Raw genomic sequence first — 24,882 nt, 5'->3', positions numbered from 1 at the left:
CATGCCCTTGTGGGGCGTCATATGGGGGCTTACGTTCCGCCGCGCGCGGGCGCAAGGAGGCGTACTTGGCTTTTGCCGCAGTTCTTACCGATCGGGCCGCCATCCGTGTCGCGGGCGAGGAAGCCCCGCATTTCCTGCACAACCTCGTCACGAGTTCGGTCGAGGAGCTCGCTGAGGGCAAGGCCGCCTATGCCGGCCTCCTGACCCCGCAGGGGAAGATCATTTCCGACTTTTTCGCCCTCCGGACGCCTGACGGCTATCTGCTCGACGTCCCCGCCGCCCGGCTGGAGGAGCTGAAGAAGCGGCTTACGCTTTATAAGCTGCGCGCCAAAGTGACGATCACAGCCGAGGATCTGGCTGTCGCCGCCATCTGGGGCGGGTCCGATGATGAGGCGCTTTCCGCATTCGAGGATCCGCGCCTTCCAGTTTTGGGTAAGCGCGCCTTCATCTCGAAAAGTGAAGCTAATGCAACGCTGAAGACTGCGGGCCTTGAAGTAAAACCCGAAGACGAGTTTCACGCCCATCGCATTGGTTTGGGCATCCCCGAAGGCGGGCGCGATTTCGCCTTCGACGACGCCTTCCCGCATGAGGCGGATATGGATCAGCTCGGCGGCGTCGATTTCCGCAAGGGTTGTTATATCGGCCAGGAGGTCGTCAGCCGCACCCAGCACCGTTCAACGGCCCGAACCCGCATCGTCCCGGTGACGCTCTCGGGCCCAGCCGAGGCCGGAACCGAGATCATGGCGGGCGACAAGACCGCCGGAACGCTCGGCTCGGTGTCGGGCACGCGCGGCATTGCCCTTCTGCGCCTCGACCGCGCCGAAGATGCCCTCGCCGCCGGCGAGGTGCTGAAAGCCGGCTCCGCCGTTCTCACCATCGACAAGCCGGATTGGGCGAAGTTCCGCTTTCCGGGCGAGCCGGTGCCGGACAAAGCGTCATGAGCACGCTGCGCGGCGCCATCAAAGGCGATGACGGCAAGAAGCGCTGCCCCTGGCCGGGCACAGACCCTCTCTATGTCGAGTATCACGACACGGAATGGGGCGTGCCGGAATATGACGACCGGGCCCTTTTTGAAAAACTCGTGCTCGACGGATTTCAGGCCGGTCTTTCGTGGATCACGATCCTTCGCAAGCGCGAGAATTTCCGCACAGCCTTTGACGGCTTCAAGCCGGAGAAGATCGCCCGCTACAATGCGAAGAAAACGGCTTCGCTGATGAACGATGCCGGCATTGTCCGCAACCGCATGAAAATCGACGGCGCGGTTCTGTCCGCTCAGGCTTGGCTCGAGATTCAGGAGAAGGACAGTTTCTCCGAATTGCTCTGGAGCTTTGTCGACGGCAAGCCGGTGCAGAACCGCTTCAAATCGATGAACGAGGTTCCCGCCGAAACCGATATGGCCAAGCGCATGTCGAAAGAGCTGAAAGCGCGCGGCTTCAAATTCTGCGGGCCGACGATCGTTTATGCGTTCTGTCAGGCGACGGGTCTTGTGAACGATCACCTCGTCGACTGCTTCCGCCACAGCGAAGTGAAGAAACTCGTGCGCTGATGGCAAAGCCCCCTCCGCCCCGCGCCTGGCAGCGCATGCTGTCCGGACGACGGCTCGACCTTCTCGACCCCTCGCCGCTCGATATCGAGATCGAAGACATTGCCCACGGCATTGCGCGCGTGCCGCGCTGGAACGGCCAGACGCGCGGCGCGCACATCTTCTCCGTCGCGCAGCATTCGCTCGTCGTCGAAGAAATCTCGCGCGTGCTGAAGCCCGATCTTGCCGACCGCTGGCGGCTTGCGATCCTTCTGCACGACGCGCCGGAATATGTCGTTGCCGATCTCATCTCGCCGTTCAAGGCGATGCTCGGCGGCAATTACAAAATCATCGAAAAGCGGCTGATGACGGCGATCCATCTGCGCTTCGGCCTGCCCGCCGATATTCCCGACGTGCACCACAAGCTGCTGAAAAAGGCCGATCAGGCCGCCGCCTATATGGAGGCGACGAAACTTGCGGGCTTCGACAAAGACGAGGCGCTGAAATATTTCGGCCGCCCGGCGGGCATTCCGGCCAATCTGGACCTCACGCCCTGGCCGGCCGACAAGGCCGAAAAACGCTTCCTCGCCCGGTTCAACGCGCTCTGCGAGCAGTGATAGACTGCCCGCCATGCTGACCGGCTCACCCACCCAGATCGAGATCAACCTCACCGCCGCCATCGTCGCGGTCGAGGAAGCGACACCCTTGGTGCTGGTGACCAAGCCCGGCAAAGGCGAACCGGAAGGCCAAATGGGCCTTCCCTCCGGCCCCTTCGATCCGCGCAATCACCGCACCTTCGATATGGGCCTCAGATCCTGGGTGCAGGATCAGACGGCGCTCGGCGTCGGCTATGCCGAACAGCTCTACACCTTCGGCGATCGCGGGCGTCATATGCATATCGGCGATACGGGGCCGCATGTTGTCTCGGTCGGCTATCTCGCCCTGACGCGTCAGCCCGAAGACGGTGCGGGCCTCAGCGACGCCGGCGCGGTGTTCGAACCCTGGTACGATTATTTCCCGTGGGAAGACTGGCGCGAAGGCCGCCCCTCTCTGCTCGACAGTTTCATACCTGTATTGACGGAATGGGCGTCCGAGAAAGCACCCGGCCCGATCAAGCAGAGCGGCGGGCGCCGCGAGCGGCTCACCTTTGCCTTCGGCCACGACAATGGCTGGGATGAAGAGAAGGTGCTCGACCGGTATGAGCTCTTATATGAAGCCGGCCTCGTCGAGGAAGCAAAACGCGACGGGCGCGAAGCGGCGCTCAAGCGCGGCGAACAACTGAGGCTCGGCCGCATCATGCGCTTCGACCATCGCCGCATTCTCGCAACCGCGATGGGACGCCTGCGCTCGAAACTCAAATACCGACCCGTCGTGTTCGAGCTCATGCCGGAAGAGTTCACCCTCACCGCGCTGCAGCGCACCGTAGAAGCGATTTCGGGCCGCCATCTGCACAAACAGAATTTCCGCCGCCTTGTGGAGGCCGGCGCGCTCGTCGAGCCGACCGGCGCGACCTCGATCACAACCGGCGGACGCCCGGCCCAGCTCTTCCGTTTCCGCCGCGATGTGGTGGCCGAACGCCCCGCCGCCGGCCTCCGCTTGGGCGCCCGGGGATAGAACCCCAAACCACCTGTGCCGCCTCCCGCGACTGGGCTAGCATCCCGCCTGGCTTGGGAGGCTTAAGGTATGGAAGTTCTGTGGCTCGTCCTGATCGGGTTTGCGATTTTTCTCGGCCTGCAGAATCAATCCCGGCTCGCCGAACTGCATCGGCGTCTGGAGCAGTTTGAGGCCGGAACATCCCCCGCGCCGAAAGCCAAAGCTCCTGAACCGGAGCCCAGGCCTGCGCCCATCGCCCCGCCGTCTGTTATCGCGCCTCCCGTCACCCCGCCGCCTGTTGCGGCGCGTTCGGCCTCCGCCGGACCCTCGCGCACTTCCCAGCCCGATGTTCCGAAACAGAGCCTCGAAGAACGACTTGGCACGCGCTGGACAGTCTGGGTCGGCGGTCTTTCTCTTGCTCTCGGCGGCATCTTCCTCGTCCGCTATTCAATCGAGGCCGGACTTCTTGGTCCGGGTGCCCGCATTTTCTTCGGCGCTCTTTTCTCAGCCTTGCTCGTCGGCGCTGGCGAATGGTTCCGCCGCAAGGAAGGCCCCGTCCCCTTCGGAATTCCCAGCGCGCATATTCCGAGCGTATTGACGGCGGCCGGCACGGTCGCTGCGTTCGCCACCGTTTACTCGGCGCATGCGCTCTACGGCTTTATCGGCCCAGCCTCGGCCTTCGTTCTTCTGGGCGCCATCGGCATTGCCTGCATTCTCGCCGCCGCTCTGCACGGCCCCTGGCTTGCGGGCCTTGGCCTTGTCGGCGCCATGGTAACGCCGGTTCTTGTGTCGTCGGATGAGCCGAGCGCCTGGGCGCTGTTTATCCATGTCACGGTCGTCACCGGTGCATCGCTCGCGCTGGCGCGGCTGCGCGACTGGCGCTGGCTTGCGGTCGCCGCAACCGTCCTCGCCTTCCTCTGGGGGCTCTTCTTCATCCTGGACGCCGGAGACGCTGTTGCGGCGGAGGCGGCCTTCATCTTCGCCATCACGCTTCTTCTGTTCGGCTATCACATGACGAGCGAGAATGACGGCAAGCCGGATGTCGTCGTCTCGATCCTGATTGGCGCGTTCGGCTTCCTTGCTACGCTGCTGCTTGTCGATCAGTGGCACGGCGATGGTATCCTCGTGATCTTCACGGCACTCATCGCTCTGCAGGTGCTCGGCGCCTGGAAACTGCCGCGCCTCACTCCCATCCTGATCGTCAGTCTTGCGATGAGCGTCTGCGCGGCGATCAGCTGGGATCTCAGCCCGCAGCTGCTGCAGGACCCGACCACAGTCTTCCCCGGCCCCGGCGAAACCGCGCCCATGGCAAGCCGCCTTGCGCTCTATCTGACGGTCTGCGCGATCCACGGCGCGCTGTTTCTGGCCTCAGGCATTGCCGTTGCGCTGAGCGCCCTCAAAAGGCCGGCGCGCATCGCTCTGTCCTGGGCCGGGCTTGCGACCCTCGGCCCGCTTCTGCTTCTCGCCGCCGCCTACTGGTGGGCGAACGATCTGACGCCGGAAGTGCGTTATGCGGCGGTCGCCGCGGCTTTGGCCGCGGCCTATGTCGCGCTGACCGCCCGCTTCATCAAATATGAGGCTGACTACCCGGTTGCCGAAGGCCCGACCGGTGTCTTCGCCGCAGGGGCCTCTTCAGCGCTGGCGCTTGGTGTCGCGATGGTTTTGCGCGACGGCTACCTCACCATCGCGCTGTCGCTGCTCGCCGCGGGCCTTGCCTGGGTCTATTCGATGCGGCCGATCTGGGCACTGCGCATTCTGGCGCTTGTTGCCGCCGCCATCGTGATCGTCTGTACCGCCGCAAGTCCGCTCGTCATCGACGAGCCCGGCACGACACCGATCTTCAACGCGCTTCTCTGGGGCTATGGCATTCCCGCCCTCGCGTTCGCGGCGGCGGCCGTTCTGTTCCGCAGAAGCAATGCGGCGCGCGAAGCCGGTGTCTTCGAGGCTCTGGCGCTGCTGTACACGGCGCTGTTGCTGTTCTTTGAAATCCGCCATTGGGCCCAGGGCGGCGATATGTTCGCGCCGAATCTCAGCCTCTACGAGACCGGCCTTCAGGCCATGACGGCGTTCCTTCTCGCCATTGCTGTAAACCGGTTGAACCTCAAATCGGCAAGCCCGGTCTTCGGCGCGGCGGTAAAGCTCGCCGGCCTTGCCGGCATTGCGCTGTCGGTGCTGAGCCTCATCGTCACCAATCCGCTGATCTCCGGCGAAGAAGTCGGCGACGGGCCTTTCCTTGCGGCACTCTTCCTCGGCTATCTCGCACCGGCCATCGCCGCGGCGATCTATGCGCTGAAGCTGCGCGGACACGATGGCTGGCAGGCGCCGCTCGGCGCCGGTGTCGCGCTCGTTCTGACGCTGGCTTATGTTTCGCTCGAAGTGCGCTCGGCCTTCCATGCGCCGACACTCGTGGCCTGGCAGATGAGTGATGCGGAGCAATATACCTATTCGGCCGCCTGGCTGATCCTCGGCATTGCGCTTCTCATCGCCGGCGGGCTCCTGCGCTCGCGCGTCATTCGCCTCGGCTCGGCGCTCGTGATCGTGCTCGTCGGGCTGAAGGTCTTCTTGATCGACATGGGCGACCTCACGGGAATTCTCCGCGCGCTGTCGTTTATGGGGCTCGGGCTCGTTCTCGTCGGGATCGGCGTGATCTACCAGCGCCTCCTGTTCCCAAGCGCGGCGAAGGCCTAGACGCCCCCTCTAGACGCCTTCGTCCGACCAGTTGCGCACGCGGTAAAAGACATGCGTGCCGAGGCGGTGGCGGTCCGTCATGTCGCGGACCCAGCGCGGCCGCACATAGGTCGCGTGATAATGCGTCGAGGTGCCGATATCCGGCAGATAGGCGCCGTTCATAAGGACGTCGTCGGCGATGCGCTGGGCAGTCGCCCAGCTTTTCGGATCGCGCACGCGGTCCGGCTTGCCGTCGCAGGCGAAGGAGAACTGGCAGCTATTGCGCCGGTTCTTGTTCTCGTAGACGACGCCGCAGACCGTCGCCGGATAATAGCCGGTGCGCGTCCTGTTCATCACGACCTGCGCGACGGCGTATTGACCTTTTTCCGGCTCCGAGCGGGCTTCGAAATAGATCGCCTCCGCAAGACACTGCTTCGCCTTGCCGAGATCCTCGCCCTGCAAAGCAAGGCTCAAGCCCGCTTCGGGATCGGGCATCGGAAGCTCAGCTGCCGGAGCGCCGATACTGCCGGTGATGTCGGGATCGACGGGATGCTGCGGATCGACCGGCAGCGCCGCGACCTCGTAATTGGTGATCTCCTCGAACGGCGTCAGCGAGGTTGCGGCCAGAGCGGTCGGCGTCGCACCGTCTGAGGGCGCGGTGATGTTTGTGGTGTCGGCGGGCGCCGCCGGAGGCGAGGCTTCGGCATAGGCGCCATAGCCGGTGAAGGCTTCGAGGGCCCTGTCATCGGGAAAGGCGATGGCAAAGCGCGCCGCAAGGCTCGGCGGTAGCGGCACCCTTTCGCGCTTCGGCGCAATATATTCGGGTTCGGCCTGGCGGATCACGAAACCGGCGAAAGCAAGCTCGACTTTCCCGGCGGCCTGCGCCGTCGTGTCGGGGGTCTGCGGATCATAGGCGAAATAGGAGAGCCAGCGCGGCGCAGCGTCGGGCGGCGCAAAAGCTGCCGCATCCTGAAAGGCGACCGCCGTCGGCGCAAGCAACAGCCCTCCAAGAGCCATACTGCCGAGCGGACGCAACGCTACGCAACGCAACAAACGCATTAACAGACGCAACCCCACGCATACGCTTGGTTTTTGGTGACTGAACAAGTCACGTCAAAACAACAAGGCTGCGATTATCGGCGGGTAAGGTTGCGGCTAGGTAAACGCGCCTATCGGGGCGGGTTCAGCCCCTGAGAACCGCCTGGGCGGCGGCAAGGCGCGCGATCGGCACCCGGTAGGGCGAGCAGGAAATGTAAGTCAGGCCCGTCTTGTGGAAGAAGGCGATGGAGGCCGGGTCGCCGCCATGCTCGCCGCAGAGGCCGAGCTTCAGATCGGGACGCGTCTTGCGGCCGCGCTCCACCGCAATGGCGATGAGTTCGCCGACGCCCTCGACATCGATCGAAGTGAACGGATCGGCCGGCAGGACGCCCTTCAATATGTATTGGCCGAGAAAGCTTCCGGCATCGTCGCGCGACATGCCGAAGGCCGTCTGCGTCAGATCGTTGGTGCCGAAAGAAAAGAATTCGGCGCTTTTGGCGATCTCGCCGGCGGCGATGCAGGCGCGCGGCAGCTCGATCATCGTGCCGACCTGATATTTGACATCGGCGCCCGTCTCGCGGCGCACGGCTTCCGCCGTTGCATCGATGCGCGCTTTGACGACATCGAGCTCCGAGCGCGTGGCAACGAGGGGCACCATGATCTCAAGCTGGACCGGCTTGCCCATATCCTTTTCGACGGCGACCGCCGCTTCGAAAATCGCGCGCGACTGCATCTCGGCGATTTCAGGGTAAGCGATGGCCAAACGGCAGCCGCGGAAGCCGAGCATCGGATTGAACTCGTCGAGCTCCTGCGAGCGGCGGCGCATCTTTTCTTCGGACATTTTGAGATTTGCCGCGATCTCGGAAAAATCCTCATCGCTCTTCGGTAAGAACTCGTGCAGCGGCGGATCGAGCAGACGGATCGTCACCGGCAGCCCGCCCATGATGTGGAACATTTCCGCAAAGTCCTGCCGCTGCACCGACAGAAGCGTCGCGAGCGATGCGCGGCGCCGCTCCCCGGTTTCGGCGAGGATCATTTCGCGCACGGCGCGGATGCGCTTGGCGTCGAAGAACATATGCTCGGTGCGGCACAGACCGACGCCTTCGGCGCCGAAACGGCGCGCGGCAGATGCATCGGCGGGCGTGTCGGCATTGGCGCGGATGCGCAGTTTGCGGATCGAATCCGCCCAGCCGAGCACGGTGGTGAAATCGGGCGGCAGTTCCGGCTCGGTCATGGGGGCTGCGCCTTCCAGCACCTGCCCCGCCGTACCGTCGATCGTGATGATGTCGCCGGTCTTCAGCGTCATGCCGCCGGCCGACATCGTGCCTTTGCGCTCATCGACACGGATATCGCCCGCGCCGGTGACGCAAGGTTTGCCCATGCCGCGGGCAACGACGGCGGCGTGCGAGGTCGAGCCGCCGCGCGCCGTGACGATGCCGGCTGAGGCGTGCATGCCGTGAATGTCTTCGGGGCTGGTTTCGACCCGCACCAGAATGACGGGGCGTCCCTGTTCTTTCAGGCGCTCGGCCTGCGAGGGCGAGAAGGTGATTTCACCCCAGGCCGCGCCGGGCGAAGCCGGCAGGCCGCGCGCGATCACGCAGCGCTGGAAATCCGGATCGATCATCGGATGGAGAAGCTCATCCAGCATCAGCGCCGGAATTTCGAGCAGCGCCTCTTCGCGCGTCAGAAGCCCGGCTTTGACCTTCTCGACGGCGAAATGCAGCACGGCCGCGGCACGGCTCTGCGGCACCGCTGTCGCGGTCGACATCGGCCGCGAAATGGCCTTCGCCCGAATCTTCGGTCTTGGCTCCCCATCCTCCATGGGATCGCTGCGCACGCTCTCTTCCTTGGGTCTTGGCGACCTCGAATGCTTCTAGAGGCAGAATATGGCGGCTTACGGTGATCCGACAAAGAGAAACGGCCGGCGGTTGCCCGCCGGCCGTCTCTTAACCTTGATACTGTGCCTTTACGGTGCCGGGGGCGCCGCCGGAGGAGCCATCGGAGCCGGAGCCGGTTCGACCGGAGCCGCAGGCTCGGCCGGAGCGGCCGGGGTCGAAGCGCGGCCCGTATCGGCCGGAGCCTCAATGGCCGGCGGCGCCGTCTCGGCCGTCGAATTGGCCGCATCATCGCCGAAGTACAGATAGGCGAGCACGCCCGCGGCGATCACCAGCGCACCGACGATGAACCAGGTCACGCCCGAATCGGACGAGGTCTCGACGTAGGTGTTGTCGATTTTGCGATCGACGGGGTCCTGTTCATAACGTTCCATGTTGCCACCTCTTCGGTTGCCCCGGCTAATGGCCGAGGAGTCCGGAAAGGCCGATGAAGATCAGGTAGATCGCCACGATAAAGTTGAGCAGCCGCGGCATTATGAGAATAAGAACGCCCGCGATCAGGGCGATGATGGGCTGCAGCGTGACGATGTTTATCTCCACGGGCATTTCCTCTCGATTTACGGCCGTTTAGCCGCATGTGGTTGGAACGTTGCGGGAGGCGGCAAGTTCCGACAATTCGAGGAAAGCCACGTTCCCGCAGGAGGGAGGCTAGCCGTTTTCGGGCCTTTTGAAAGCGGGAAAATGCGGATTTCGGGCGTAATTTCAGCCCGAAATCAGCCTTCGATTTTCGAGAAATCGGCCACGGTCCGCGTTGCCGCCCGCAGGCGCGCCAGGAGCTTCAACCGGTTGGCGCGCAGCTTCGCCTCATCGGCATTGACCGTCACCTTGTCGAAAAACGCATCGACCGGCGCGCGAAGTTTCGACAGCGCCTGCATGGCGGCTTCGAAATCTTCCTTGTGCACGGCATCGCGCGCCGCCGTCTCGGCATGGTCGAGCGCGACGATGAGATCGCTCTCTTCGACTTCACGCACAAGGCCGGGATCGGGCGCCTTATCGAACACGCCTTCCCCGTCCTTCTTTTCCTCGATGCGGAGAATATTGGCCGCGCGCTTTTGCCCGGCGAGCAGGTTCTTGCCGTCATCTGTGCCGAGGAAGGCCGCAAGCGCTTCGACGCGGCGGACGATCAGAACGAGGTCATCCTGATTGCCGAGCGCAAACACGGCATCGACAAGGTCATGCCGCGCACCCTGATCGCGCAGCTGCACTTTCAGGCGGTCGGCGAAGAAGGAGATGAGATCGGCATTCGCGCGCTCAGACAGCGGCAAACGCAGTCCATTCTCGAGCACGATGCGGATAACGCCGAGCGCCGCGCGGCGCAGCGCATACGGATCCTTCGAGCCCGTCGGCTTCTCATCGATCGACCAGAAACCGGTCAGCGTATCGAGCTTGTCGGCCAGCGCCACGGCAATCGCCACCGGCGATACCGGCACGCGGTCGCCCTGCCCCGCAGGCTTGTAATGATCACCGATTGCTTCCGCGACCTCGGCGTCCTCGCCCTGAATGGCCGCAAGATAGCGGCCCGCCGTGCCCTGCACTTCCGGAAATTCGCCGACGGTCTCGGTCACAAGATCGGCCTTGGCGAGCTTTGCCGCGCGTTCGGCCTTCGCCGGATCGGCGCCGAGAAGCGGCGCGAGTTCCTTGGCAAGCTTTGCGATGCGTTCGACGCGCTCGGACTGCTTGCCGAGCTTCTCATGGAAGACGATCTGTTCGAGCTTCTTGGCGCGCTCTTCCAGCTTGATACGCTTGTCCGTCTCCCAGAAGAATTTGGCGTCCGACAGGCGGGCGCGCACGACGCGCTGATTGCCGGCGATGATCGCCTTGCCGCCATCACTCGCTTCGAGATTGGAGACGAGCAGGAATTTATTGGCGAGCTTGTCGCCTTTCCTCAAAACAAAGCATTTCTGATTGGCGCGGATCGTCGTGCGGATGACCTCATCCGGCACGTCGAGAAAGCTCTCGTCGAACGAGCCCATGAGAACGACCGGCCATTCGACAAGGCCCGAGACCTCATCGAGCAGCGCCTCGTCCTCGACGAGTTCGAGCCCCTGCGCGAAGGCCAGGTTGCGCGCTTCGTTGAGGATGATCTCGCGCCGCCGCGCCGGATCGAGCACGACCTTGGCCTTTTCCAGCGCCGGAACGTAATCGTCGAAACGGCGGACCGTAATGACGCCGGGCGCAAGGAAGCGGTGGCCGACGGTCGTATTACCGGACTGGATGCCGTCAACATCGAAACGCACGACCTCCGGCTCTTCATTCGATGTCCCGAACGTGCAGAGAATGCTCTGCAACGGGCGCACCCAGCGCAAGGTCCCCTCGCCCCAGCGCATGGATTTCGGCCAGGGGAATTCGCGCACGATCTTCGGCACGATGTCGGCGACGATCTCGTCAGTCGCGCCGCCCTTTTTCTCGGTGACGGCGATATAAAAATCGCCCTTCGGATCGTTCTGGACTTTCGCCTGCGAAATATCCTTGAGGTTTGATGCTTTCAGAAAACCCTGAATGGCGCCGTCGGGCGCGCCGACGCGCGGCCCCTTGCGCTCTTCCTTGCGGTCGGGCGCACGGCCCGGGAGGCCCTGAACCGTCAAAGCCAGACGCCGCGGCGTCGCAAAGGCTTTGGCGCCCTCATAGGTCAGGCCGCTCTCGACCAGGGCGTCGGTGATGAGCTTTTTCAGGTCCTCGGCGGCACGCGCCTGCATGCGGGCCGGGATTTCTTCGGACAGAAGTTCAAGCAGAAGATCGGGCATCAGACAGCGCCGCCTTCCGCGGTCTTCAGCCAGGCGGCGCCGCAGGCTTTGGCAAGTTCGCGCACGCGCAGAATATAGCTCTGCCGCTCGGTCACCGAGATCACGCCACGCGCATCCAGAAGATTGAACACATGGCTCGCCTTGATCGCCTGATCGTAGGCCGGCATCGCCAGTTCATGGCGCTCGCCTTTGTCGCCCTTTTTCAGCAGGGACTGGCATTCGGCTTCATAATCGCGGAAATGGCGGAACAGCATTTCGGTATCGGCATGCTCGAAATTGTAGCGCGAGAATTCCTCCTCGGCCTGTTTGAACACTGTGCCGTAGGTGACCTTCTTGTCGCCGTCGAGCCCGTTGAAGTTCAGCTCAAAGCCGTTGTCGACACCCTGTAGGTACATGGCGAGGCGCTCGAGGCCGTAGGTCAGTTCGCCCGAAACGGGCGAGCATTCGACGCCCGCGACCTGCTGGAAGTAGGTGAACTGCGAGACTTCCATGCCGTCGCACCAGCATTCCCAGCCGAGCCCCCAGGCGCCGAGCGTCGGGCTTTCCCAGTCGTCTTCGACAAAACGGATGTCGTGAAGCTTGGTGTCGATGCCGATCGCCGCCAGCGACTCCAGATAGAGCTCCTGCAGGTTCGGCGGGTTCGGCTTCAGGATCACCTGAAACTGGTAATAGTGCTGGAACCGGTTGGGGTTCTCGCCATAGCGGCCGTCTTTGGGACGGCGCGAGGGTTGCACATAGGCCGCGTTCCAGGGCTTCGGACCCAGCGCCCGCAAGGTCGTCGCCGGGTGAAACGTGCCCGCCCCCACTTCCATGTCATAGGGCTGCAGGATGACGCAGCCTTTCGCCGCCCAGAAGGTCTGGAGGGTGAGGATAAGTCCTTGAAAGGACTTGGTCGGGTTGAGAGGGCCTGCGGTCGTTTCCGGCATGAATCAACGGGTGTTTTTCGAGGTGGCGGCACCCTAGCCATCGCCCTCCGGCGGAGCAAGCGAGTGAGGCAATGGCCGGGATGGTGAACAAATCTTTGAACGCAATCGGCGGCTGCGGCGACGAACGGGCAAGGGAGGCGATCAACGCACCTCGGAAAAGGAAACGACAATGACGAATCTGAACAAGCGCGGCGTCGGCCGCTTCATGGCAGCGGCCCTCATTCTGACCGTTGTGATCCCCGCAAGCCTCGCCCAGGCCGCCGGCAACGGTGGACATGGCGGCGGTGGCGGCGGTGGTGGTGGCGGCGGCAACGGCAATGGCGACGGCGGCGGCTTCCGCGTGCAGAGCCCGATCGAGTTCGCTCGCGATCCGAACTGCACAGCCGGCCGTGGCTGCTATGACCGTCCGGAAATCACCTATGTGAAGAAGGACAATGCCTGCGAAATCCGCATCTGCGAAATCGAAAACGGTATTCGCAAATGCTCCGTCGAGCTCGACGACATCAAGGTCTGCGTGACCAAGCGCAGCTAACCTTCGACAGATTGGCGGCCGTCAGCGCGACGGCCGCCATTCGCCCGTCACCGCATCGCGGCGAAGTGTTCCAGCCGGCGGCACTTCCCGGCCACGCGTGCGATCAAGCTCGGCGTTCACGCGCCGCCATTCGCGGCGCGCGACAAAGACAACAGCGGCGGCAAGCGCCGCAAAAGGCAGAAGCCGGTTCATAGTTTCTCCTTCGAGCCGAACATATTGGGCGCAAAATTGCGGCGGCAATGGTGCACGCACCCCCAACTCGGGCCTGCCCGAAGTTGGGATTTCAAATGCTCAACTCGGCAACAGCCGAGTTGAATACATGAACGCCATATGAACGCGCATCTCAGATCAAGTTCAGCGCCCTCTCTCTACCCTCCCAAAATCGCACAGAGCGGGTCGAAAGATCCGCAGATTGGGAGAGGACAATGTTTCGCAAACTTGCCATTGCTGCTGCGGCCGCGGTGACGCTCGGCGCGGGTCTCGTCTCCGCCCCCGCTCCGGCAGCGGCGCACGGCCACGGCCATCATCATGGCCATCACTGGCGCGGAGGTCCGGGCTTCGGTTTCGGCTTCGGCTTTGGCGGCCCCGGCTACGGTTATTACGGCGGCCCGAACTATTACGCCCCGCGCCGCTATTGCGAGCGCGTCGTCGTACGCAAGCGTATCCATGGCGAATGGCGCCGCGTCGTCGTGCGCGAATGCTATCCGCGCCGTCACCGCTACTATTACTAAGAAATACGAAGAAAAACGCGGCAGGACCTTAAACAGACGGGGCGCTCATCGGGCGCCCCGTTTGCATTTCAGCCCATATCGAGCGCGGCAAGATCGCGATGCAGCGCCTCGGCTTCCGGCGTAAACGCGCCTTCCCCGGCATTGAGGATCAGAGGCGGCAGAACGCGCAGCGGAGCGCGGCGCGCTTTCCTGGCCTGAACGATGACGCGGATTGCCGGAACATCCGCCGAACCGTGAACGAAGCGCAGCACAACACCGCCGAAACGGTTGCCGAGCGCGGCCAGAATTTCCGCCTGAGCTTCCGGCCGGTGGATGAAGGTGATCGTGCCGCCGGGCGACAGGATGCGCATCGCCGCGCGCATCCAATCCTCGAGCATGCCCTCGGGCGCGATGCGGGCGCGCGCCGTCTTCTCATCCGCAGGCGCGCGTCCGCCCGGCGCGTTATAGGGCGGGTTCGAAACGATGTGATCGACGGTGAGCCCCGCTTCCAGATCTTTGCCGAGAGAGGCGACATCTCCCGTGACGACGCGCGCGTTCAGCCCGTTCTCGGCGATGTTGATCGCGGCGAGCTCGGCCAAATCCGGATCGATCTCGATGAGAACGCCCTGCGCATCCGGCACGCGCATCAGAACCGCCAGGCCCGCCGAACCCACGCCCGCACCGAAATCGGCCAAGACCTCGCCCGGCTTGATCGGCACCGCCGCCGCAACCAGGACCGCATCCGAGCCGGCCCTATGGCCGCGCGCCGGCTGATTGAGGATCAGCCGGTCACCGAGGATCAGGTCTTTGGTCGTTGTCATTTCAGGCATCGGAGGGACGCAACTGCTCTCGGAGGCCGTTTTCGGAAAGCAGCCGTCGGGCGGCGGGCACGAAATCGTCCCCGACCAGAACCCGTCTGGCCAGAATTCCGAGGGAGCCCTCGACCACGCTCATATGATTATCCAGAACGAGATGGGGAATTTCGGCCTCGTCCAGGAGGGACCGGACGAAGGAAACCAGGACCATGTCATTGGTACGCAACACTTCCTGCATTCCGGCCACCCGCCCTCTATACTATTGCCGCGTCTATTCACCGCTTGCCCGGCACCGGCCCCGCTGCATATGGTCCCGGGCCACCCGGATAGGGAGTTTTCCGTGGGAGTCGTCATACCGCTTGAAGAGCCGCGCCGCGAGGCCGGTATCCAGGCGCTTTCAGAGCTCGTCGCTGCCGATCTGGAACGCGTGAATGCGCTGATCCTGTCCCGCACCGGGTCCGACGTCCAGATGATCCCGGAAGTCGCCAATCATCTGATCTCCTCGGGCGGCAAACGGCTTCGGCCGCTGCTGACGCTCGCCGCGGCCAAGCTTGCCTCCTACACCGGCGACGGCCATGTCCGGCTCGCTGCCAGCGTCGAGTTCATGCACACCGCGACCCTCCTCCATGACGATGTCGTCGATGAGAGCGAGATGCGGCGCGGCAAGCTTGCGGCGCGCATGATGTGGGGCAACCAGGCGAGCGTGCTCGTCGGCGATTTCCTGCTCGGCCAGGCCTTCAAGATGATGGTCGAAGTCGGCTCGCTCGCCTGCCTCGACATTCTGTCGACCGCCGCCACCGTGATCGCCGAAGGCGAGGTCATGCAGCTCGCCGCCGCCAAGAATATCGCAACGACCGAGGACGAATATCTCGCGGTCATCCGCTCGAAGACCGCCGCCCTCTTTGCCGCGGCCTGCGAAGTCGGCCCGGCGCTCGTGCAGCGCCCCAAGCCCGAACAGGCCGCCTGCCGCTCCTATGGCGCCAATCTCGGGATTGCTTTCCAGCTCGTCGACGATGCGCTGGATTACGGCGGACGCGAAGCCAAGCTCGGCAAAAAGGTCGGCGACGATCTGCGCGAGGGCAAGATCACTTTGCCCGTCATCTTCGCAGTGCGCCGCGGCACGCCGGGCGAACGCGAATTCTGGCGCAAGACCCTGGAAGACGGCGAGATCGGCGACAACACGCTTGAGATCGCCATCGATCTTCTGCAGCGTCATGGCGCCATCGACGAGACACTCGCCCGCGCCCGTCATTACGGCACTATCGCCCGCGATGCGCTCGCCCTCTTCCCGGAGAGCGAGCCGAAAAAGGCGATGCTCGACGTCGTCGATTTCGTCACCAGCCGCGCGCACTGAAGCAATAAGCGTTTAGCGCAGCACCGTCGGCTTCACCCACCAGTCGGGGTGAGACGCCTTGATGATTTTGGCGGCGCGCGCGGCGTGGCGGCAGCTGTCGAAGAGGCCGAACACCGTCGAGCCCGATCCCGACATCCGCACAAAGCGTGCGTCCGGCGCCGCCTTCACCGCATCGAGCGCCTGGGTCACGACCGGCGACAGCGCCCGTGCCGGCGGTTCGAGATCGTTCGCATCGCGGGCAAAGAGATCAACGAGCGCCGAAAGATCGCCCTCGAACGTCTCGACGCCCGGTCCCTGCGAGGGACCCTGAGCGCCCGGCTCAAGCTTCAGCGCCCGGAACACATCGGGCGTTGAGATGTGAACGCCGGGATTGACGAGGACGGCCGCCAGCACCGGCAAAGCGATGCGCGGCCCGACATGATCGCCGCGGCCGCGGAACATGCGCGCCGTCGGCGTCAGGCACACCGGGATGTCCGATCCCGTTTCCGCCGCCGCTTCATGGATGCGCGGATCGTGCAGATGAAGACCGTTGAGCTGAGCAAGAAGCCGCAAGGCGGCTGCGGCATCAGACGATCCGCCGCCGACGCCGGCGCCGACCGGCAGACGTTTTTTCAGCGCAAACTGTCCGAGCTTCAGATTGGGCACTCGCTTTTGCAAAGCGCGCGCCGCGCGGATGATAAGATTGTCGCTGTCGGGGCCGGCGGCTTCCGCGGTCGGGCCTTCGACCACAAGGCCGAAGGGCTTTTCAGGATCGAGTGAAACGAGATCGCATACGCCGGCGAAGGCGACGAGGCTCTCAAGCTCGTGGAAGCCGTCCATACGGCGGCCGAGCACGCGCAGCGTCAGATTGATCTTGGCCGGAGCGCGCTCGGTGCGCATGAGAGAAAATCAGGGCGTTGCGGGCTTCTGTGCGTCGGGCGAAGCCGCATTCTCGGCCTGCTTGGCCGCCTGCTGCTCGGCTTCGACGACATCGAGACCTTCGGAGATTTTCTTTTCGATCGGCCCGCGCTTGTCGGCGTCGATTTCGAGCGTCAGCGCATGCAGCCACTGGAATTTGGCTTCCAGCTTGCGGTCCGTCTTCCAATAGACGTCGCCGAGATGGTCGTTGATTTCCCAGGACTGCGGCTTCAGTTCGACGGCGCGCTCAAGCTCGGTCGTCGCTTCCGGATATTTGCCCTGGCGGTAATAGGCCCAGCCGAGACTATCGACGATGTCGCCATCGTTCGGGCGCAGATCGACCGCCTTTTTGATGAGGTCCATGCCCTTTTCGATGGCGGTGCCGCGGTCGACCCAGGAATAGCCGAGATAGTTCAGCGCCACGGCCTGTTCGGGATCGAGATCGATCGAGGTCTGCAAATCCTTTTCGGCTTTGCGCCAGTCCTTGGCCTGATCGTAGGACACGCCGCGCGAGAAGTAGACCGACCAGTCCGATTTCTTCGGCTCGGCGAGACCATCGACCGCGAGCGAGTAAACTTCGGCCGCTTCCTTGTAGTTCTTCTCGCGGTGCAGAAGGCCGCCGAGCGCGATGATCGCATCGGTGTCGTTCTTGTCCTCGGCGACGAGGGCGCGGAGCTGATCCAGCGCCTCCTTCATCTTGTCGGCCTGGGCAAGATTGAGCGCGATCCGAAGCGCGATGTCCTCGTGGAACACCGAGGTCTTCGGCACGCGGCGATAGGTTTCAATCGCCTGTTCGTTCTGGGCGATCGTTTCCTGAAGATCGGCGAGCGATATCAGCGCAAGTTCGTGCTGCGGCGACAGCGCCAGCGCGAGATTGAGATAGATGAGGCTGATCTCGGCCGTCTCGCCGCGGCTCGCCATCATGCTGAGGCTGAGCAAGGCTTCCGTCACGCCGTCTTTGGCGTTCGTCACCGGGATCGGCAGCTTCTTGTTTTTCTCGAGATAGGCGGCCGAAGCGTTGAGGCGCGTATTGCGCGGCATCTTGTCGGTCAGCGCCTTGTAGACGCCGAGCGCCTCATCGAGCTTGCCGGCGCGCGCCAGAACGCGCGCATAGCTGTCGATGACGATGTATTGCTGCTGATCGTTCTTGTAGGCCTCGGTCAGCCGCTTCTCGGCTTCCGGGAAATTGCCGGCCGCCTCATAGATCAGGCCGGCATGCAGATCGCGGAACATGGTCGCATAATCATTGCCGGTCAGAATGTCCGTCGTCTTGACGGCTTTCGCCGTGTCGCCCGAACCCTGCCAAGCCCAGGCCGCGACGAGAGTTGCGACGAGATCGGCCATCGGCCCTTCGAGCGAAGGCTGCAATTGCGTGCGCGCGGCCGCATACTGCTTGTTCTTGATGGCGCGGACGGCGAGCGTCAGGCGCGCGATGCGGTTATTGGGATCGACGGCGATGACGCGGTCGGCGAGATCCGCCGCCTGATCGAAATCGCCGGAGGCCAGAACGATGCGGAAGGTGCGGTCGAGAAGCTCGGCATCCTTCGGCGCAGCGCGCAGCGCCGAGCGCAGGAAGGTTGCAGCGGCATCCATGTCGCGCAGCGTCACCGCGGTGCGGCCGGCAAGATAATTGCCGGTGGCGGAGGACGTAGCGGCCTGGGCGGCGACCCTGTCGGAACCCTCGGTGGTAGCGAAAGCAGGCGCGGCTGAGAGCGCCGCCAGCACGAGGATGGAGCACCCGAAACGGAAAGAGCGGAGCAAGAATAAGCCTCTCAATAAACGGCCGGATCGAGGTTGTAACCTCCCCTCTCGCGGCTTCCAAGGGCAATAAACCATAGCTAAGGCACGATTGCGGCGTGATCGCGCCCCTCAATTTGGCTAATCTCCTGTCATGAACAGTATTCCGGGCCGGAACGAGGCCGTCCAGCTGCTCGCCTGGTACGCCGAAATGGGCGTCGACCTGGCTATGGAGGACGAGCCGCAGGACAGATTCGCCGAGACGGCCGCCGCACATGCGGTGACCGGGAATGCTTCGGGCGGTTCCCCGATACAAGCATCGCGCGAGCGGCCGCTACCGACGCTCGAGAGAGCCCCCTCCGAACGATTTTCCGGCGAACGGCCGCCCCTTGTCGTGCCCGCCGCAGCATCGACCCCGGCGCAGGACGTTGCCGTCGCCGATGCAAGGTCGCGGGCGCGCGAGGCCAAGAGCCTCGACGAATTGCGATCGATCCTCGAGACCTATGACGGCGTGCCGCTGAAGAAGACCGCAACCAAGCTTGTTTTCGCCGACGGCAATCCGCAGGCAAAAGTGATGTTTGTCGGGGAAGCGCCCGGCATGGAGGAGGACCGCGAGGGCCTGCCCTTTGTCGGCCGCGCCGGCCAATTGCTCGACAAGATGCTGACCGCCGTCGGCCTCGACCGGACAAGCGTCTACATCGCCAATATTTTACCGTGGCGGCCGCCGGGAAACCGCAAGCCCACGCCCCAGGAAACCGAGCTCTGCCTGCCCTTCGCCCGCCGGCAGATCGAACTCGTCAACCCGGATATTCTCGTGCTACTCGGAGGGACGCCGACCTCGGTCCTGCTCGGCAAAGATGGAATCATGAAGCTGCGAGGCCAGTGGCATGATTATGAAATCGATGGACGCGCGATAAAGGCGCTGCCGACGCTGCATCCGGCCTTCCTGCTGCGCACGCCCTCGCAGAAGAAGTTTGCCTGGCGCGATTTCCGGGCGCTGAAGGCGGAACTGAATGCGGGCGTCCGCTAAGACGCCCGCCCCGCTTTCAAACCGCCGGCCGATCAAACGACAGATTGCTTGGCTGCTCGGGATAATAAATCGCGGTGCTTTTCTGCTCAGTCGTTTCCCCGATTTCGAGGTCACGCGCCCAGACACAGCCCGTCCCGGCTAGATAAAAGCCGAAATGCACGCTCTCCGCGTCGTCCGCCACATCGAGAACGATTTCGCGGCGCGTCCAATCTTGGTTGCCTTTCAGCGATCCCTCACGCGCGCGCGTCTCCATATTGTCGAAGCAGAGCGTATGTCCGGCCGAGCGGTCGACCCGCATCCACAAAGTCCCTGAGCCTCTGACGTCTTCCGTTTTCAGCTCGCCCGTGAAACGCAGCTTCCGGCCGCGGAAGCGGTCGGCACGGAAGCTTTGCATCAGATTGCCGTATATCCCTGCTTTGGCCGTCTCGGCGCCGGGCAGCGACCGGATGAGCGCGATTGAATCCCCCTCAGCCGTATAGGCTCCCATTTCATAAAATTCCGGCCGCGTGCCCGATGCGACCCAGCCCTCCGGCAGATAAAGCGTACGGGTCCGGACGGCGTTGTCGTCTTCTATGCGCGCCGACAGCACGTTCCAGTTATCAAAGCCGAGCTGCCGGGCCACGAACTCCAGGCAATCACTGTGCGAAAACTCGCTGCCGCGCTCACGCAAGGCGGCACGCAGCGCTTTGGCCATGTCTTTTGAATCGCGGAATGTACGCATGGTTCGACCTCTCTGCAGCGGGCGAACCGGCAAGTCAGTGCTCGCATTGCTGACGGGTCCACCCTTGCAAAGGGTTAGAACCTGCGAAGTCGACGTGCGTTCACCATGCCCAAAGGGCGCGAGCGGCAGGCCGCACAGCCTTACTGGATTTGATCAGACCGGCGCGCGGCCTGTCAATCGCGCCAAGGGGGTGCGCAAACGGCGCGCGGCAAAGCCGCCCACAGATGATTAGAATGATTTCATTTTCGCTGTTCACGGCGTAACCCCGGCGCACTAAGCTGCTTTCCGGGAGGCCCCGCGGCGATGGAATTCGATCCGGTCCTGCTTGCGCGAATACAGTTCGCGTTCACGATCTCCTTCCACATCATCTTCCCGGCTTTCACGATCGGCCTTTCGGCTTTCGTGACGGTTCTGCTGCTTCTGTGGCTGAAGACCGGCGAGGAGAAGTTTCACCGCCTCGCCCGCTTCTGGACCAAGATCTTCGCCGTCTCGTTTGCGATGGGCGTCGTCTCCGGCATCGTTCTCTCCTACCAGTTCGGCACGAACTGGAGCCGCTTCTCCGAATTCTCCGGCAATGTCATCGGCCCCCTGATCGGTTACGAGGTGCTGACGGCGTTTTATCTCGAGGCGACGTTCCTCGGCATCATGCTGTTCGGCTGGAACCGCGTGCCGCCCTGGCTGCTCACTCTGGCGTCGGGCCTCGTTGCCTTCGGCACCGCCACCAGCGCTTTCTGGATCCTCTCCGCCAATTCCTGGATGCAGACGCCGGCGGGCTACGAGATCCGCGACGGCATCGCTTTCCCGCTCGACTGGCTCGCCATCATCTTCAATCCGAGCTTCCCCTTACGCCTCGCCCATATGCTGACCGCCGCCTATCTCACGACGGCGGTCGTCGTGCTGGCCGTCGGAGCGCGCTATGTGCTGGCCCGTCAATACACGGAAGAAGCCCGCACCATGCTGCGCATGGCGGTCGGCATGATCGCCGTCACGGCGCCTTTGCAGCTTGTCATCGGCGACCTCCACGGCCTCAACACGCTCCACCATCAGCCGATGAAGGTCGCGGCGATGGAGGGCAATTGGAACACCGCGACCTCCGGCCATTTCGTGATCTTCGGGATTCCGAGCCAGAGCGCGGAGAAGAACTATCTCGAACTCGCAATCCCCTATGCCGGCTCGCTGGTTCTGACCCACACCTGGGACGGCAAATATCCCGGCCTCACCGATGTGCCGCCGGAAAACCGCCCGCCCGTCGCCAATGTCTTCTTCGCCTTCCGCATCATGGTCGGCATCGGTCTCTTGCTGATTGCGACCGGCCTTTTCGGCGCGCTGCTGTGGTGGCGCGGCAAGCTCTTCACCACGCGCTGGTACCTGACCGGCACGAGCTATATGTGGCCGCTCGGCTTCATCGCGATCCTCGCCGGCTGGTTCGTCACCGAACAGGGCCGCCAGCCCTGGCTCGTCTACGGTCTCCTAAAAACCGCCGACGGCATTTCGCCGGTGCCGGGCGCCAGCGTCTTCGGCACGCTGATCCTCTTCATCTTTGTCTATGGCGCAGTGTTCTCGACCGGCGTCTATTACATCAACCGACTGATCGCCAAGGGACCGAAAGGCTCGCTCGCTGCGGCGCCCGCCGGGCTGCCGAACCGTCCGATCTCTGCCGCCGAGCCTGCCGCGCGCGAAGCGACCGGCAAAGATCCCGGCAAGAGCATCAAGCCGAAAAAGGGAGGCCGCTGATCATGGAATGGTATCTCCCCGTCATCTGGGCCGGACTGATCGGCACTGCGGTTGCGATGTATGTCGTGCTCGACGGCTTCGATCTCGGCATCGGCATTCTGTTTCCCTTCGCGAAGAAGGAAGACGAGCGCGATGTGATGATGAATTCCGTCGCGCCGTTCTGGGACGGCAACGAGACCTGGCTCATATTAGGCGGCGGCGGTCTGTGGGTCGCCTTCCCCAAAGCCTACGCCATCATCATGCCGGCCTTTTATCTGCCGATGATCATCATGCTGCTGGCGCTTGTGTTGCGCGGCGTCTCGTTCGAGTTCCGCTGGGTGGCAAAGCCGAACCATCACTGGTGGGACATCGCCTTTGCCGGCGGCTCGACGCTCGCCGCCTTCTCGCAGGGCGTCATTTTAGGCGGGCTGATCCAGGGCGTGAATGTCGCGAATGGCCAGTTCGCCGGCGGCGCCTTCGACTGGCTGACGCCGTTCTCGATCCTCACGGGTCTTGCCGTCGTCGCGGGCTACGGCCTTCTCGGCGCGACATGGCTCAATATGCGCACCTCGGGCCCTGTGCGTACGCTGGGCCGCAGATTCGCGCCGCTTCTTCTCATCGCCGTCCTGATCGGCATGGGGATCATCAGTATCTGGACACCGCTCTCGGTCGAGCGCATCGCCGAACGCTGGTTCAGCCTGCCCAATTTCTATTTCCTGTGGCCGATCCCGGCCGTCACGCTGATCGTCGCTTATCTCATCCTGCGCTGGCTGAAGACCGGGCATGACGCCCTGCCCTTCCTCGGTACGATCGTCCTCTTCCTGCTCGGCTATGCCGGGCTTGTCATCTCAACCGTGCCCTATCTGGTGCCCCCGCATTTGACATTCTGGGACACGGCGGCGGCCCCGGAATCGCAGATTTTCCTTCTGATCGGCACGCTTTTCCTGCTTCCCATGATCCTCGGCTACACCATCTTCGTGTACTGGACCTTCCGCGGCCGCGTCGCCCCTGGCGAGGGCTATCACTAGGCCAGCCCCCGGATTGAACTTGACGCCGGGTACGGCGTTCTTTCCATTGCGCGGAAAGCTTGGAAGGGACTGCATATGCGTTGGGGCGATCTCAGACGTTCGGGCAATATCGAAGACCGCCGTGGCATGGGCGGCGGTGGCGGCGGCGGTTTCCGCGGCGGCGGCCTCGGCATTGGCGGCTTGATCATTGTCGGCCTTCTCGCCTGGGCGACGGGCATCGACCCGCGCATCATTCTCGGCGGCCTTGAAATGGTTCAGGGCAACAACCCCGGCATGACCCAGCAGGAAGGCAAACAGGGCGCGCCCTCCGACGAGAGCGGCCAGTTTGTCTCCGCCGTCCTCGGCTCGACCGAAGATGTCTGGCAGCAGATCTTCCAGCAGAACGGCCAATCCTACCGCGCGCCGCGCCTCGTCCTGTTCGAAAACGCAACGCCCTCGGCCTGCGGTCTCGGCCAGGCGGCGATGGGCCCCTTCTATTGCCCGCCGGATCAGCGCGTCTATCTCGACACGGGTTTCTTCAAAGAGATGGAACGCCGCTTCAACGCGGCGGGCGATTTCGCCGCCGCCTATGTCGTCGCGCACGAAGTCGGCCACCACGTGCAGAACCTGATGGGCATCATGGAGCGCGTGCAGCAGGAACGTCAGCGTGTCTCGCGCACGCAGAGCAATGAGCTTTCGGTGCGCACCGAATTGCAGGCCGACTGCTTTGCCGGCGTGTGGGCGCATCACGCGAAAACATCTCTCGAACCCGGCGATATCGAGGAAGCGATCAACGCCGCGACCGCGATCGGCGACGACAAGATCCAGAAGCAGACTCAGGGCACCGTCGTTCCGGACAGCTTCACCCATGGCTCGTCGGCGCAGCGCGTGCGCTGGTTCAAGACCGGATTCGAGTCGGGTCAGGTCAAAAGCTGCAATACGTTTGCGGCGCAGAGTCTTTAGAACGATCCGGTGAGCTTGGCGCCGGCGTAATAGCTGAGCGCATTCTCGAAACCGAGATGCGCCGGCTCCACGCCATCGGACGGCTCGATCTGCGGCACGCCGCTGTCGAACTGAAGACCGGCAAATCCCGTCACGGCCAGCCCGTCATTGTGCAGCGACAGGCTGACTTCCGGCGCCGCCTGGACGGCGAACGTCCCGTCCTCGTCTTCGATCGCGCCAAGCCAGCTGATCGAACCCAAGCCCTCGTCATAAGCCCAGAGATCGGCTGTCCGGTATAAAAGCCCGAATTTGCCCGAGACGCCGAGCGCGATGTGATCGGTAAGATCGAACCGCGTTTCGAGCCCGCCGGTGATGCCGGCATCCCAGCTGTCGATCTTCGTGCCGATAATCACGCCGGTGGTGAGGCCTGAATCGTAGGGAAGGTCTTCGCCGGAGACGTCCGTGTAGAGAAGCTCCTGCAGATATTCGTAGGCGAGCTTGGAACGCCCGGCTTTGATGCCGAGCGACGGTGTCAGAACAAAGCGTCCGAACTCGAAATCGCTCTTGGCGTCGATCTCAAGCGTGCGGGACTCATAGTTGAGCTCGACATCGGATTTCGTGACGCAGGGTCCGAAATCGCAAAAATAAACGCCGCTGAAATCGCCCGAGAGCGAGATAAATCGGGCGGTGTCTTCACCGGACCGCGTTTCGGCATAACTCGTTCCTTCGCTTTCGAGCCAGTCGGCACGAAAGGCAAGACGGACGCGCGATCCGAACCTCTGATCGAACGTGCCCTCCGCAAAAACATATTCGGCAAAGCCGAAATAGTTCTCATCGTCGAGATCGAAGAAATGGCGGTCGCCCTCACCCGCGCCATCCGGCGGGACAATGCCGAGGCCGACAAGATCGGGCAGATCGACATGCCGGTAGTCGCCGCCGAAGCCGATGCTGAACCCCGCCTCCTGCGCTGCGCCCGGAGAGGTCTGCATGACCAGTACGGCCAAAGCCGCCGCCGCCAGAATACCCCGCATGTGATCCT

The 24,882-nt window shown here is 63.4% G+C and carries 24 protein-coding genes and 1 pseudogene; 12 read left to right on the top strand and 13 right to left on the bottom strand.

Annotated elements, in window-relative coordinates:
- The first annotated feature begins 65 nt into the window (after positions 1–65).
- The 5 genes from ygfZ to IZ6_RS04685 all read left to right on the top strand — a co-directional run bounded on the left by ygfZ (position 66) and on the right by IZ6_RS04685 (position 5,803).
- On the top strand, positions 66–941 hold the full coding sequence (gene ygfZ / locus IZ6_RS04705; protein WP_222876854.1) for a CAF17-like 4Fe-4S cluster assembly/insertion protein YgfZ: 876 nt from the start codon (positions 66–68) through the stop codon (positions 939–941).
- Positions 938–1,546 (top strand): DNA-3-methyladenine glycosylase I, encoded by a 609-nt coding sequence (locus tag IZ6_RS04700; RefSeq protein ID WP_222876853.1) that lies wholly within the window; start codon positions 938–940, stop codon positions 1,544–1,546. The genes ygfZ and IZ6_RS04700 overlap by 4 nt, the downstream gene beginning before the upstream one ends.
- On the top strand, positions 1,546–2,139 hold the full coding sequence (locus IZ6_RS04695) for an HD domain-containing protein (protein WP_222876852.1): 594 nt from the start codon (positions 1,546–1,548) through the stop codon (positions 2,137–2,139). Before IZ6_RS04700 ends, IZ6_RS04695 begins: the two co-directional genes overlap by 1 nt.
- Before the next feature lie 13 nt (positions 2,140–2,152).
- Positions 2,153–3,136 carry an NUDIX hydrolase gene (locus IZ6_RS04690; RefSeq protein WP_222876851.1) on the top strand — a complete coding sequence of 328 codons (984 nt, stop codon included), beginning with the start codon at positions 2,153–2,155 and terminating at the stop codon, positions 3,134–3,136.
- Positions 3,137–3,205: 69 nt separating this feature from the next.
- Complete coding sequence (locus IZ6_RS04685; RefSeq protein WP_222876850.1) at positions 3,206–5,803, top strand: DUF2339 domain-containing protein; 2,598 nt, start codon at positions 3,206–3,208, stop codon at positions 5,801–5,803.
- A 9-nt stretch (positions 5,804–5,812) separates the two neighbouring features.
- On the opposite strand, the gene IZ6_RS04680 is transcribed toward IZ6_RS04685, so the two are convergent.
- The 6 genes and pseudogenes from IZ6_RS04680 to IZ6_RS04655 form a co-directional block, all read right to left on the bottom strand.
- Positions 5,813–6,781: a cell wall hydrolase gene (locus IZ6_RS04680; RefSeq protein ID WP_222876849.1), complete on the bottom strand. Its 969-nt coding sequence runs from the start codon at positions 6,779–6,781 to the stop codon at positions 5,813–5,815.
- 184 nt (positions 6,782–6,965) lie between these two features.
- Positions 6,966–8,555 (bottom strand): annotated as a pseudogene (locus IZ6_RS04675) (putative PEP-binding protein); the annotation flags it as partial.
- Positions 8,556–8,786: 231 nt separating this feature from the next.
- Positions 8,787–9,089 (bottom strand): hypothetical protein, encoded by a 303-nt coding sequence (locus tag IZ6_RS04670; protein ID WP_222876848.1) that lies wholly within the window; start codon positions 9,087–9,089, stop codon positions 8,787–8,789.
- A 25-nt stretch (positions 9,090–9,114) separates the two neighbouring features.
- Complete coding sequence (locus IZ6_RS04665) at positions 9,115–9,261, bottom strand: DUF3096 domain-containing protein (protein ID WP_222876847.1); 147 nt, start codon at positions 9,259–9,261, stop codon at positions 9,115–9,117.
- A gap of 167 nt (positions 9,262–9,428) precedes the next feature.
- Positions 9,429–11,459: a glycine--tRNA ligase subunit beta gene (gene glyS, locus IZ6_RS04660; RefSeq protein WP_222876846.1), complete on the bottom strand. Its 2,031-nt coding sequence runs from the start codon at positions 11,457–11,459 to the stop codon at positions 9,429–9,431.
- A complete protein-coding gene (locus IZ6_RS04655; protein ID WP_222876845.1) occupies positions 11,459–12,385 on the bottom strand; it encodes a glycine--tRNA ligase subunit alpha in 927 nt (308 codons plus the stop codon). Before IZ6_RS04655 ends, glyS begins: the two co-directional genes overlap by 1 nt.
- 169 nt (positions 12,386–12,554) lie before the next feature.
- On the opposite strand from IZ6_RS04655, the gene IZ6_RS04650 reads away from it, so the two are divergent.
- On the top strand, positions 12,555–12,917 hold the full coding sequence (locus IZ6_RS04650; protein WP_222876844.1) for a hypothetical protein: 363 nt from the start codon (positions 12,555–12,557) through the stop codon (positions 12,915–12,917).
- A 21-nt stretch (positions 12,918–12,938) separates the two neighbouring features.
- Here the strand turns inward: IZ6_RS04650 and IZ6_RS04645 are convergent, their stop codons facing one another.
- Complete coding sequence (locus tag IZ6_RS04645) at positions 12,939–13,109, bottom strand: hypothetical protein (protein ID WP_222876843.1); 171 nt, start codon at positions 13,107–13,109, stop codon at positions 12,939–12,941.
- Between the two features lie 233 nt (positions 13,110–13,342).
- On the opposite strand from IZ6_RS04645, the gene IZ6_RS04640 reads away from it, so the two are divergent.
- Positions 13,343–13,648, top strand: a complete 306-nt coding sequence (locus IZ6_RS04640) for a sulfur globule protein precursor (protein ID WP_222876842.1) — start codon at positions 13,343–13,345, stop codon at positions 13,646–13,648.
- A 68-nt stretch (positions 13,649–13,716) separates the two neighbouring features.
- Here IZ6_RS04640 and IZ6_RS04635 read toward each other — a convergent pair whose 3' ends face one another.
- A complete protein-coding gene (locus IZ6_RS04635; RefSeq protein ID WP_222876841.1) occupies positions 13,717–14,448 on the bottom strand; it encodes a tRNA1(Val) (adenine(37)-N6)-methyltransferase in 732 nt (243 codons plus the stop codon).
- 1 nt (position 14,449) lies between these two features.
- A complete protein-coding gene (locus IZ6_RS04630; RefSeq protein WP_222876840.1) occupies positions 14,450–14,680 on the bottom strand; it encodes a putative signal transducing protein in 231 nt (76 codons plus the stop codon).
- A gap of 102 nt (positions 14,681–14,782) precedes the next feature.
- On the opposite strand from IZ6_RS04630, the gene IZ6_RS04625 reads away from it, so the two are divergent.
- Positions 14,783–15,796, top strand: coding sequence for a polyprenyl synthetase family protein (locus IZ6_RS04625; protein WP_225874002.1), 1,014 nt, complete (start codon positions 14,783–14,785; stop codon positions 15,794–15,796).
- A 12-nt stretch (positions 15,797–15,808) separates the two neighbouring features.
- On the opposite strand, the gene IZ6_RS04620 is transcribed toward IZ6_RS04625, so the two are convergent.
- Both IZ6_RS04620 and IZ6_RS04615 read right to left on the bottom strand, forming a co-directional pair.
- On the bottom strand, positions 15,809–16,675 hold the full coding sequence (locus tag IZ6_RS04620; RefSeq protein WP_222876838.1) for a 4-(cytidine 5'-diphospho)-2-C-methyl-D-erythritol kinase: 867 nt from the start codon (positions 16,673–16,675) through the stop codon (positions 15,809–15,811).
- A gap of 9 nt (positions 16,676–16,684) precedes the next feature.
- Positions 16,685–18,454 carry a tetratricopeptide repeat protein gene (locus IZ6_RS04615; protein ID WP_222876837.1) on the bottom strand — a complete coding sequence of 590 codons (1,770 nt, stop codon included), beginning with the start codon at positions 18,452–18,454 and terminating at the stop codon, positions 16,685–16,687.
- A 130-nt stretch (positions 18,455–18,584) separates the two neighbouring features.
- Here IZ6_RS04615 and IZ6_RS04610 point away from each other — a divergent pair, with 130 nt between their 5' ends.
- Complete coding sequence (locus IZ6_RS04610) at positions 18,585–19,460, top strand: uracil-DNA glycosylase (RefSeq protein WP_222876836.1); 876 nt, start codon at positions 18,585–18,587, stop codon at positions 19,458–19,460.
- Positions 19,461–19,476: 16 nt separating this feature from the next.
- On the opposite strand, the gene IZ6_RS04605 is transcribed toward IZ6_RS04610, so the two are convergent.
- Positions 19,477–20,181, bottom strand: coding sequence for a glyoxalase superfamily protein (locus IZ6_RS04605; protein WP_222876835.1), 705 nt, complete (start codon positions 20,179–20,181; stop codon positions 19,477–19,479).
- A 303-nt stretch (positions 20,182–20,484) separates the two neighbouring features.
- Between IZ6_RS04605 and IZ6_RS04600 the strand changes: the two genes are divergently transcribed.
- From IZ6_RS04600 to ypfJ, 3 genes are all read left to right on the top strand, one after another.
- Entirely contained in the window at positions 20,485–21,915 is a 1,431-nt protein-coding gene (locus IZ6_RS04600) for a cytochrome ubiquinol oxidase subunit I (protein ID WP_222876834.1), read from the top strand.
- 2 nt (positions 21,916–21,917) lie between these two features.
- The gene (cydB, locus tag IZ6_RS04595) at positions 21,918–22,922 is read left to right on the top strand and encodes a cytochrome d ubiquinol oxidase subunit II (protein ID WP_222876833.1); all 1,005 of its coding nucleotides are present in this window, start codon (positions 21,918–21,920) and stop codon (positions 22,920–22,922) included.
- Between the two features lie 75 nt (positions 22,923–22,997).
- Positions 22,998–23,864, top strand: a complete 867-nt coding sequence (gene ypfJ / locus IZ6_RS04590; protein WP_222876832.1) for a KPN_02809 family neutral zinc metallopeptidase — start codon at positions 22,998–23,000, stop codon at positions 23,862–23,864.
- Here the strand turns inward: ypfJ and IZ6_RS04585 are convergent.
- Positions 23,861–24,874, bottom strand: a complete 1,014-nt coding sequence (locus tag IZ6_RS04585) for a hypothetical protein (RefSeq protein WP_222876831.1) — start codon at positions 24,872–24,874, stop codon at positions 23,861–23,863. The two genes, ypfJ and IZ6_RS04585, sit on opposite strands and share 4 nt — an antisense overlap.
- Positions 24,875–24,882 lie beyond the last annotated feature (8 nt).

The organism is Terrihabitans soli (genome assembly GCF_014191545.1).
Classification (GTDB): domain Bacteria; phylum Pseudomonadota; class Alphaproteobacteria; order Rhizobiales; family Methylopilaceae; genus Flaviflagellibacter; species Flaviflagellibacter soli.
This window is presented reverse-complemented; position numbering and strand designations above follow the sequence as displayed.